At 71.7% G+C, this 9,836-nt stretch carries 7 protein-coding genes and 1 pseudogene; 6 read left to right on the top strand and 2 right to left on the bottom strand.

Annotated features, from left to right (window positions below; translation table 11 throughout):
• A pseudogene (locus GT042_RS06005) lies at window positions 1-809 on the bottom strand (haloacid dehalogenase); the annotation flags it as partial.
• 155 nt (window positions 810-964) lie between these two features.
• Complete coding sequence (locus GT042_RS06010) at window positions 965-2,389, bottom strand: glycoside hydrolase family 18 protein (RefSeq protein WP_161307654.1); 1,425 nt, start codon at window positions 2,387-2,389, stop codon at window positions 965-967.
• Window positions 2,390-2,601: 212 nt separating this feature from the next.
• On the opposite strand from GT042_RS06010, the gene GT042_RS06015 reads away from it, so the two are divergent.
• From GT042_RS06015 to GT042_RS06040, 6 genes are all read left to right on the top strand, one after another.
• On the top strand, window positions 2,602-3,354 hold the full coding sequence (locus tag GT042_RS06015; protein ID WP_161307655.1) for a GntR family transcriptional regulator: 753 nt from the start codon (window positions 2,602-2,604) through the stop codon (window positions 3,352-3,354).
• A 232-nt stretch (window positions 3,355-3,586) separates the two neighbouring features.
• On the top strand, window positions 3,587-5,284 hold the full coding sequence (locus tag GT042_RS06020; RefSeq protein ID WP_161307656.1) for a hypothetical protein: 1,698 nt from the start codon (window positions 3,587-3,589) through the stop codon (window positions 5,282-5,284).
• A 243-nt stretch (window positions 5,285-5,527) separates the two neighbouring features.
• Window positions 5,528-5,707 (top strand): SPOR domain-containing protein, encoded by a 180-nt coding sequence (locus tag GT042_RS06025; RefSeq protein WP_161307657.1) that lies wholly within the window; start codon window positions 5,528-5,530, stop codon window positions 5,705-5,707.
• A gap of 65 nt (window positions 5,708-5,772) precedes the next feature.
• On the top strand, window positions 5,773-6,186 hold the full coding sequence (locus tag GT042_RS06030; protein WP_161307658.1) for a (deoxy)nucleoside triphosphate pyrophosphohydrolase: 414 nt from the start codon (window positions 5,773-5,775) through the stop codon (window positions 6,184-6,186).
• 198 nt (window positions 6,187-6,384) lie between these two features.
• Window positions 6,385-6,912 carry an ATP-binding protein gene (locus GT042_RS06035; protein ID WP_161307659.1) on the top strand — a complete coding sequence of 176 codons (528 nt, stop codon included), beginning with the start codon at window positions 6,385-6,387 and terminating at the stop codon, window positions 6,910-6,912.
• Between the two features lie 200 nt (window positions 6,913-7,112).
• Window positions 7,113-9,689, top strand: coding sequence for a SpoIIE family protein phosphatase (locus tag GT042_RS06040; RefSeq protein ID WP_161307660.1), 2,577 nt, complete (start codon window positions 7,113-7,115; stop codon window positions 9,687-9,689).
• The last annotated feature ends 147 nt before the right edge of the window (window positions 9,690-9,836 follow it).

Genomic DNA, 9,836 nt, shown 5'->3' on the forward strand with positions numbered 1-9,836 from the left:
GGCCGCAGCGTCGTCGCGACGGCGCCCGCCGTGTCCGTGCCGAGCGTGCGGAACGTCTCCGTGCCCCCGGCCGTCCCCGTGCTCCCGGCCGTTTCCGTGCCCCTGGCCGTCCCCGCGCCCCCCGTCTCCCCGCCCGTCCGCGTCAGCCGCCGCGCACCCCGCCAGTCCAGGCCCGGGGAGAGGTGCGCCTCGCCGCTCCAGCGCGGGGTGAGGCGCAGCCGTACGGCGCCCGCGTGCGGGTCGGAGCGGTCGGTGAGGATCTCGTACGTCAGGTCGGTGACGCGGCCGTCGGCGGTGGTCCAGCGCAGTGCCGTACGGACCACTCCGCAGCGCAGCAGGACGCTCTGGCGGTAGCGGGAGATCCGGCTCTCCGGGCCCAGGGTCTCCCCGCCGATCCGTACGTCCAGCGTCGTCCAGGACGGCAGGGCGGCGAGGACCTGGCGGTCGGCGGTGGTGGCGGGTTCGTGCGCGTACAGCCCGGCGGCGAAGGCGCCGTCGTAGCGGGGCGTGAACAGCGGCCAGCCCGTCGCGCCGCCGCGCTCGTCGTACCCGGCGCCGAGCGGCGGCACCCGCGTGCCGAGGTAACCGTTGCCGGAGTAGGCGTGGTGGCTGTCGGCCGGATCGGGCAGGCGTGTGGCAGCGGGGGACCAGCCGGGGTCCCGCTCCTCGCCGCAAGGGGTGGTGGCGGGGCGGGGGAGTGTGTACGGGGCGGGCCGCGCGGCCTCCGCGTACGAGACCGGCGGTACGGCGGCGACGAGGGCCGCCGCGATCAGCGGGGCGGCGGCGAGATGCGTACGCGAGAGGCTCACCGTACGACCGTAGGGACGCCGGGCCGGGGCGGAGGCGCGAGGCGCGCGGGGTGAACGGCTGAATCCCGGAGCCGCCCCCGGCCCACCCCGGCACATCCCGCCGGGGGTTGCGCGGCCCGTGAGCCGCGCAACCCCCGCCGATACGCGCCGGACGGTCAGCGACCCGAGAGACCCCGGTCGATCGCCGTCGTCAGCTCGCCGTCGGCCGTGTCGCCGTCCATGGACCAGACCATGGCGCCGCCCAGGCCCTTGTGACGGATGTACGCGGTCTTGGCGCGCAGCACCTGCGGATCGTCGTACGTCCACAGCGTGGTGCCGTCGAACAGCCACGCGCTGCCGTTCTTCACGTCACGGTGGACCTTGTACGTCCCCGCCGCCGCGAGCCCCTTGAGGACCTTGTAGTCCTCCGTGCCGGGCGCCCACACCCCGGGCGCGGGCGCCGCGGCCGGCTGGCCGAGGCCGTCGCCGCCGCCCGTCACACCGGTCCAGCCCTGTCCGTAGAAGGGCAGGCCCACGACCAGCTTGCGGGCCGGGGCGCCGCGGCGCTCCCAGTCGCGGACGGTCTGGTCGACGCTGAAGTCACCGCGTGCCGCGTACAGCGCCGACTGCTGGGACGTCGTCTTCTCGCCCGAGACGTGGAAGTCGTATCCCTGGAGGTTCACGAAGTCGAAGTCCCGCATGATCCGGGGGACGTCGAAGCCCGCGTCGATCTTGGCGGGGGCGGCGGGCACGAAGGCCGACAGGTCGTAGTGCTTCGGCTTCGTCCTGCGCGGCGCCTGGCTCTTCGCGTACGCGTCGAGCTGCGTACGGAACTCGTGCACCAGCGCGGTGAAGTTCCGCTTGTCCTCGGGACGGAAGACGGTGTCCGTGTCGCCCTCGGAACCGGGCCACTCCCAGTCGATGTCGACCCCGTCGAAGAGGCCGGCCGCCGCGCCCGCGCCGCCGCGCGTGCCGTCGACGGGCAGGTTGCCCTTGATGTACAGGTCGATGCAGGAGGAGACCAGCGCCTTGCGCGAGGCGGGCGTGCGGGCCGCGTCGGAGAAGTGGGTGGACCAGCTCCAACCGCCCAGCGAGATCAGCACCTTGAGGCCGGGGTGCTTGGCCTTCAGCTCACGCAGCTGGTTGAAGTTGCCCGCGAGCGGCTGCTCGGCGGTGTCGGCCACGCCGTCCACCGAACCGGCCGCGTCGAGCGGGCGCGCGTAGTCGGCCCACGCGTCGGCCTCGCCGGCGACGTTGCCCGTGAAGCACTTGCCCTCGGCGTTCACGTTGCCGAAGGCGTAGTTGATGTGGCTCAGCTTGGCCGCCTGCCCGCTGGTGTCCAGATCCTTGACCTGGAAGTTGCGTCCGTAGACACCCCATTGGGTGAAGTAGCCGACCCGCTTGTACTCACGGCCGCTCTTGCCGCCGTCGTGCTTCGCCGACGAAGCCGACGTGGCCGAGGCGGTGGTGACCGCCGAGGCCGCGGGCGAGAGCGTGGCGAGAAGGGACAGGGAGCAGGCGGCAACGGCCAGCCTGCCAAGGGTTCTTCGGGTGTTCCGGGGAGTTCCTGCGCTTCGAGCGCTGCTCAGCGTGAGGCTCATGGGCAGGAAAGGTATTGGTCTGGACCATTGAGGTCAAGAGGGGATTTGGGGTGATCGCCGGGAAGTCGGCGGTACGTCCGGATCATTCGTCCGCGATGTAAGCCTTCCGTAAGTACAAATCATCACTTCGGGTGAAACCCTGGCCCACGCTTGCGGATGACAACCCACGGTCGCCAGGCTGTTGCTGTCTGTCAACCCGTTGGGAGTGGTCAATGGCTTTTGGTGAGCAGCCTGCCTATCTGCGTGTCGCCGGCGATCTCCGCAAGAAAATCGCCAACGGCGCGCTGCCGCCCCGTACCAGACTGCCTTCGCAGGCCCGCATCCGCGAGGAGTACGGAGTCTCCGACACGGTCGCGCTGGAGGCGCGCAAGGTGCTGATGGCCGAGGGGCTGGTGGAGGGCCGCTCCGGGTCGGGGACGTATGTGCGCGAGCGCCCCGTCCCGCGCCGCATCTCCCGCTCGGGCTACCGGCCGCCGAGCGGCTCCAGCCCCTTCCGCCAGGAACAGGCCGAGGACGGCACGCGGGGGACGTGGCAGTCCAGCAGCGAACAGGACGTGGCGGGGCCCGAGATCGCCGCCCGCCTCGGCATCGAGCCGGAGGACCGGGTGATGCGCACGCGGTACGTGTTCCGGGACGGGGGCGAGCCGATGATGCTCTCCACCTCCTGGGAGCCACTGGCGGTCACGGGGCGGACGCCGGTGATGCTGCCCGAGGAGGGGCCGCTCGGCGGCTGCGGGGTCGTGGAGCGGATGGCGGCCATCGACATCGTCGTGGACAACGTGCTGGAGGAGGTCGGCGCGCGGCCGGGGCTGGCGGAGGAGCTCCTGACGCTCGGCGGGGTCCCCGGACACGTGGTGATGGTCCTGGAGCGTACGTACTTCGCGTCGGGGCGCGCGGTGGAGACGGCGGACGTGGTGGTGCCGGCGGACCGGTACCGGGTGGCGTACCACCTGTCGGTGAAGTGACCGGGGCCCGGTACGCCGGGCGGTGAACCTCCCCGGCAGGGGCCACCCGCGTTCCTTTCTGTCGCACGACCGATAGTCGGAGCCCGCCGTCCGGCCGCCGTGACGGCGAGTTAACTCCCGCCGCCCTGCTGTAACGACGGGGCAACGACGCGCCGGGGCGCCCTGTCATGTCCGGCTTCTACCTTCCCGTTCGTACCGCTCCCGGTACACGCCGACGTACGGGAAGGCAGCGATGACGGACACCGCGATCCCCACCTCCGACAGCCCACCCGACCAGGGCCGGCCGGCGCGCAGCTACGCCAAGCTCGCCGCCGACGAGAGCCGCGAGGACTTCTCGCTCCGCTACGCGCCGCACTCGTTCCGCCGCTGGTCGCCCTCGATGGTCGCGGGCACCGCGCTCGGCGGGATCGCGTATCTGGCGGACTTCGCGATCGGCGCCTCGATCGTGTTCACGTACGGCTTCACCAGCGGGTTCGCCTCCATCCTCACGGCGGCGGCGATCATCTTCATCACGGGGATCCCGATCGCGAGAGCCTGCGCCACATACGGCCTGGACATGGACCTGATCACCCGCGGCGCCGGCTTCGGCTACTTCGGCTCGACGCTGACCTCGCTCATCTACGCGTCCTTCACCTTCATCTTCTTCGCCCTCGAAGGCTCGATCATGGCCCAGGCCATGCACCAGGCCGTCGGACTCCCGGTCCAGATCGGCTACCTGGTCACCACGCTGATCGTCATCCCCATCGTCTTCCGGGGGATGGGGGCGCTGGCCAAGGTCCAGGCGTGGACCCAGCCGATCTGGCTCATCGGGCTCGTCCTGCCCTTCGTCGTGCTCGCCTTCCACGCGCCCGGCTCCTGGGGCGCGTTCAGCTCCTTCGGCGGTACGGAAGGGGCCGGCTCGGGCTTCGACTGGATCGGCTTCGGCCTCGGTACGGGCGTCGCGCTCTCGCTCATCGCCCAGATCGGCGAACAGGCCGACTACCTGCGCTTCATGCCCGCCAGGACCGAGGCGAACAAGCGCCGCTGGAACGCGGCCGTCCTCGCCGCCGGACCCGGCTGGGTCGTCATCGGCGCGGCCAAGCAGCTGGGCGGCGCGTTCCTCGCCTTCGTCGCACTGGAGGCGGTCGGCAAGACCCACGCCCTGGAGCCCATCGCCCCGCAGATCGAGGCGCTCAAGCCGTGGCTCGGCTCCTTCGCCCTGCCCGCCGCCGCGATCTTCGTGATCGTCTCCCAGATCAAGATCAACGTCACCAACGCGTACAGCGGTTCGCTGTCCTGGTCGAACTTCTTCTCCCGCATCACGCACAAGCACCCGGGGCGGGTCTGGTACATCTTCCTCAACCTTGCCATCGCGCTGACGCTGATGGAGATGAACATGTTCGCGGCCCTCAACAAGCTGCTGGGCTTCTACTCCAACGTGGGCATCGCCTGGATCACCGCCGTCGCCGCCGACCTCGTGATCAACAAACGGATCGGGCTGAGCCCGCCGTACATCGAGTTCAAGCGCGCCTACCTGTACGCGGTCAACCCGGCCGGGTTCGGGGCGATGGTGATCGCCTCCACCGTCTCGATCCTCGCCTTCTTCGGGCTGTTCGGGACGTACGCGGAGGCCTTCTCGACCTTCATCGCGGCCGGACTCGCCCTGATCCTCTGCCCGTTGATCGCCTGGCTGACGAAGGGCAGGTACTACCTGGCGCGGCCGAACCCGGTCAACGGCCCGGACGCCGACGTCCCCGACATCACCGCCACCCACCTCTGCGCGGTCTGCGAGACGGCTTACGAACTCCCGGACATCGCCGACTGCCCGGTCCGGTCGGGGCCGATCTGCTCGCTGTGCTGCTCGCTCGACTCGACGTGCGGGGACGCCTGCCGGAAGGTGAGGGACGCCGCGCCGGTCCTGATGCCGCTGCCGACGGTGCGCCCGGCCTGACGTGAGGTGAGAGCGGCCCGGCATGAGGTGAAACCGGCCTGACGGCACGGCGGATGGGAGCGTAGGGGGGCGCACGCCTGGCGCGCGTCCCCCTCCCCGTGCAGCTGTTCGCACGCGGGACGTGTACCTCTTTGTGTGAATACGTATCCGCTGAGTGAAGGTCAGGCGTACGCTCGGGCATATGCGTACTGCGGTTTCCCGGGAATCTTCAGTGAGACACAGGCCGGCGGCGGGAGGGGCGCGATGAACGACAGCGGAGCCGCGCTCCCCTGGCTGGTGATACGGCAGGACGGCAACGGAAATCGCTACCGGGTCGGCAGATACGCCACGAAGGACGAGGCGCAGAAGATCGCCGACAACCTCGACGCCCGCGGACCCGGTCGCCTCTACTGGGTGGAGCGAGTCGCGCAGACGACCCGCTGAGTGGTCCGGACCCTCCGCCGGCGCGCGTGACGGCCGCCGCGCCCCGGCCCGTTACGCTCCCGCCCATGGAAGATCGTGTCGTGGTCGCGGGTGCCCTGTACGACCGCGGGCGGCTGCTGGCCGCCCGCCGCAGCGCGCCGCCCGAACTGGCCGGCCGCTGGGAGCTGCCCGGCGGCAAGGTGGAGCCGGGGGAGGGTCCGGAACAGGCGCTGGTACGGGAGCTGCGCGAAGAACTGGGCGTCGAGACGCGGCCGGTGGAGCGGATCCCCGGCCAGTGGCCGCTGGGCCGGGGCCATGTCCTCCAGGTGTGGACGGCCCGGCTGCTCTCCGGTGAGCCCCGGCCCCTGGAGGACCACGACGAGGTGCGCTGGCTCGGGCCGGACGAGGTCCACACGGTCGACTGGCTCGACCAGGACCGGCCGGCCGTCGCCGAGGCCGTCCGTCTGCTGCGCGCCGCCCCGGAGGACCCGGCGGGCTGAGAAGCCGTACGCCGGAAGGCGCGGGGCCGCCCGCCGGGATCCGTACACGCGGTACGCCGTCTGTGCCACCACGCGCCCATGGGGAACCAGGCGGGGACAGAGCTGACCGGTCGGGGGAGATAGCTCACCCTACATTTCGGGTATGGGCAGATTAACCCCCCTAAAAGGGATGTGGTTCTGTCGGCGGGTTGGGAAGAAGTGGTCGGCTTGATCGGCACAGAGGGCGCACGCTCCGAGTGGACCTTTCCCGCCGAGCCCGGCGCCGCGCGCACCGCCCGCCACCGCGTCCGTGACACCCTCCGCGCCTGGGAGATCGACGCACCCGTCTGCGAGGCGGCGATCCTGCTGGTCAGCGAATTGGTGACCAATTCGCTGCGGTACACCGCCGGCCCCATCGGGGTGAGGCTGGCCGTCGTCGACCTGGTTCCCGCCCCGGACGTCCCCGCCCGCACGCAGGTGGACCGTGCCCAGACCGACCGTACCCGGGCGGACCGTACCCAGAACGACCGTGCCCCCGTGGACGTGGACGTGGTCACCGCCCCCGCGCACGCCCTGCTCGTGGAAGTCTCCGACCCCCTTCCCGACCCGCCGGCCCCCCGCGCCTCGGGCCCCGACGACGAAGGCGGCCGTGGTCTGCGGCTCGTGGCCTGTTCGTCCCGGCGCTGGGGCACGCGCCGCGGGAAGACGGGGAAGACGGTGTGGTTCGAGCTACCTCTGCCTGGTTAGAAGTGTGAAGGGACAACGATCACGGGAACGATCACGTCGGACTCGTTCGGATCCGTTCGGACCCGGTGCGGCCGGGGGCCGGACTCGGCTCAAAAAGAACGAGACCGTGCTGTGATTGTGAACGCCGTGCCTGTCGGGGCCGTAGTGCTGAATACTGCGGGAATGGCCGGTCCGGTGCGTGAGCTGGAGGGGACGGTCGCGTGAGCGAGATACCTGGGACGACGGGCGACGTCGTATGGCAGAGCAGTCCGCCCGGCTCGATCTATGACTACATCAGAGTCGCTTCGTTCTCGATCGGCCCCGACGGCCTGGTCGACCAGTGGAGCGCGCGGGCCACTGAGCTGTTCGGGATCGCTCCGTACCAGGTCAGGGGCAAGGACCCGGTCGAGGTGTTCATGCCTGCCGACCTGCGTCCGCGCGGGCACCGCCAGGTCGCCGAGATCCTGGACGGCAAGGAGTGGACCGGCCTCGTCCCCTTCCGTATGCCCCATGAGGGTCGTATGCCCCAGGAGAGCGGTGCGCACGGTCTGGCCGAGATCTATGTGATGCCGAGCGAGACGGAGACCGGCGAGCGGGGCGCGCTCTGCGTCGTCGTCGACGTCAGGGCGTTGCGCAGCATCGAAACCGACCTCGCCTCCTCGCAGGCCATATTCGGCCAATCTCCTTTCGGCTTCCTGCTGTTCGGCACCGACCTCAAGGTGCGGCGCGCCAACGAACGCTTCGCGACGGTCTTCGGCGGCGCGATCGAGGACCACCGCGGCCGTACCGTCCACGACTACCTGTCCCGCCCCGAGGCCGAGCGGCTGACCGGCGCCCTCAAGCGGGTCCTGGAGACCGGCGAGGCGGTCAACGACTTCCAGATCGTGGGCACCCGGCCCGGCGGCAAGGACCGCAGGCACTGGTCGGTCAACCTCTACCGCGTCCACAGCGGAGCGGGCCGCCCCATCGGGGTGGCCGGGATCGGCACGGATGTCACACGCCGTCACATCGCCGCGCGCGAGGCCGCCAGCGCCCGCCGGAACCTCGCCCTCCTCAACGACGCGAGCGCCCGGATCGGCAACTCGCTGGACCTGGAGACCACCGCCCGCCAGCTTCTCGACGTCGCCGTCCCCGGCTTCTGCGACCTGGCCGCCGTGGACCTCTACCAGTCCCTGCTCACCGGCGAGGAGGCCCCGCCGGGACGCGGCGGCTCCTCCCGCTCCGAGTCCGGCGGCGGCAGCGCCTCGCTGCGCCGGGTCGCCTTCGCCAGCGCCGTCTCGGACGCGCCGCTGACCGGACCCGGCGACCTGCTGGAGGGCGGGTACGTGCCCCCGGAGGTCGGCGCGGTCCACCGCTTCCCCTTCACCTCGCTCGCCGCGAGCGCCCTGCGCACCGGCCGGGTGCAGTCGATCCCCGGCAGCGCGGGCAGCCTCATCCAGTCGACGCTGGCCGTCCCGCTGGTCGCGCACGACGCGGTCGTGGGGCTCGCCCAGTTCTCCCGTACGAAGGGCAGCGAGCCGTTCGGCGACCGCGACCGCGCCCTCGCGGTCGAGCTGGCCGCGCGCGCCGCCGTCTGCATCGACAACGCCCGCCTCTACCGCAGGGAGCACGAGCGCGCGCTGATCCTCCAGCGCAGCCTGCTGCCGCCGGGCGACCCCGAGGCCGCGGGACTCGACATCGCCTGCCGCTATCTGCCGGGCAACACCGCCACGGAGGTCGGCGGCGACTGGTTCGACGTCATCGAACTGCCCGGCCACCGCACCGCCCTGGTCGTCGGCGACGTGATGGGACGCGGACTGCGGGCCGCCGTCGCCATGGGCGAACTGCGCACCGCCGTCCGTACGCTGGCGCTCCTCGACCTGGAACCGGCCGAGGTGCTCTCGGCCCTGGACGAGATCGCGCGCGGCCTCGGCACGCCCAGCGGCGCCCAGCAGGCCTCCCGCGTCGCTCACAAGTCGCGGGACGCCGACCTCTCCGAGGTCTACCTCGCCACGTGTGTGTACGCGGTCTACGACCCGGTCACCCGGCGCTGCACGTTCGCCAGCGCCGGCCATCCGCCCCCGGTCGTCGTGGAGCCGGGGGAGGAGCCGCTGATGCTCGACGTGCCGCCGGGCATGCCGCTCGGCGTGGGCGGTGAGCCCTTCGAGCAGGTGGAGGTCGAGCTGGCGGAGGGCGCACTGCTCTCGCTCTACACGGACGGCCTGGTCGAGTCGCGGGACCAGCCGCTGGACGAGGGCCTGGCCGCGTTCCGGGCGGCGCTGTCCCACCCCGTACGGCCCCTGGAAGACGTCTGCGACCACGTGTTGAACACGCTCGACACCCGGCACGGCGAGGACGACATCGCCCTGCTGATGGCCCGGATCCAGGGGCTCCCGGTCGACGCGGTGGGGGACTGGCGGCTGCCGCGCGAGCCGCGCTCGGTGGGGCGGGCCAGGGAGCTGGCCCGCGCGCAGCTGGTCGCCTGGGACCTGGAACCTCTCGTCGACACGGTGGAGCTGCTGGTCAGCGAGCTGGTCACGAACGCCCTGCGGTACGGCGAGGGCGAGATCAGGCTCCGGCTGCTGCTCGACCGTACGCTCGTCTGCGAGGTGTGGGACGCGGGGCTCGTACAGCCGCGCAGGCGGCGGGCCCGCGACACGGACGAGGGCGGGCGGGGGCTCCAGCTGGTGGGCCTGTTGAGCGCGGCCTGGGGCTCGCGCAGGACACCGCGCGGCAAGACGGTCTGGTTCGAACTGGCCCTGCCCGACGGGGACTCGGCGGCGGAGCCGACGGTGGAGCAGCTGCTGAGCATGTTCTGACGCGGGGGCGGTTTCTGACGGCGAGGCGGTTTCTGACGCCGGGGCGAGGACCCCGCGGAGGACGCCGTGGCGGTCAGGGGCCGCCGGGGCTGTCCTGGCGGTCCCGCCGCCCGGGACGCCGGTCCCCCCGCCGCCTCTCCTCCGCCG

The organism is Streptomyces sp. SID3212 (assembly GCF_009865405.1).
GTDB lineage: Bacteria > Actinomycetota > Actinomycetes > Streptomycetales > Streptomycetaceae > Streptomyces.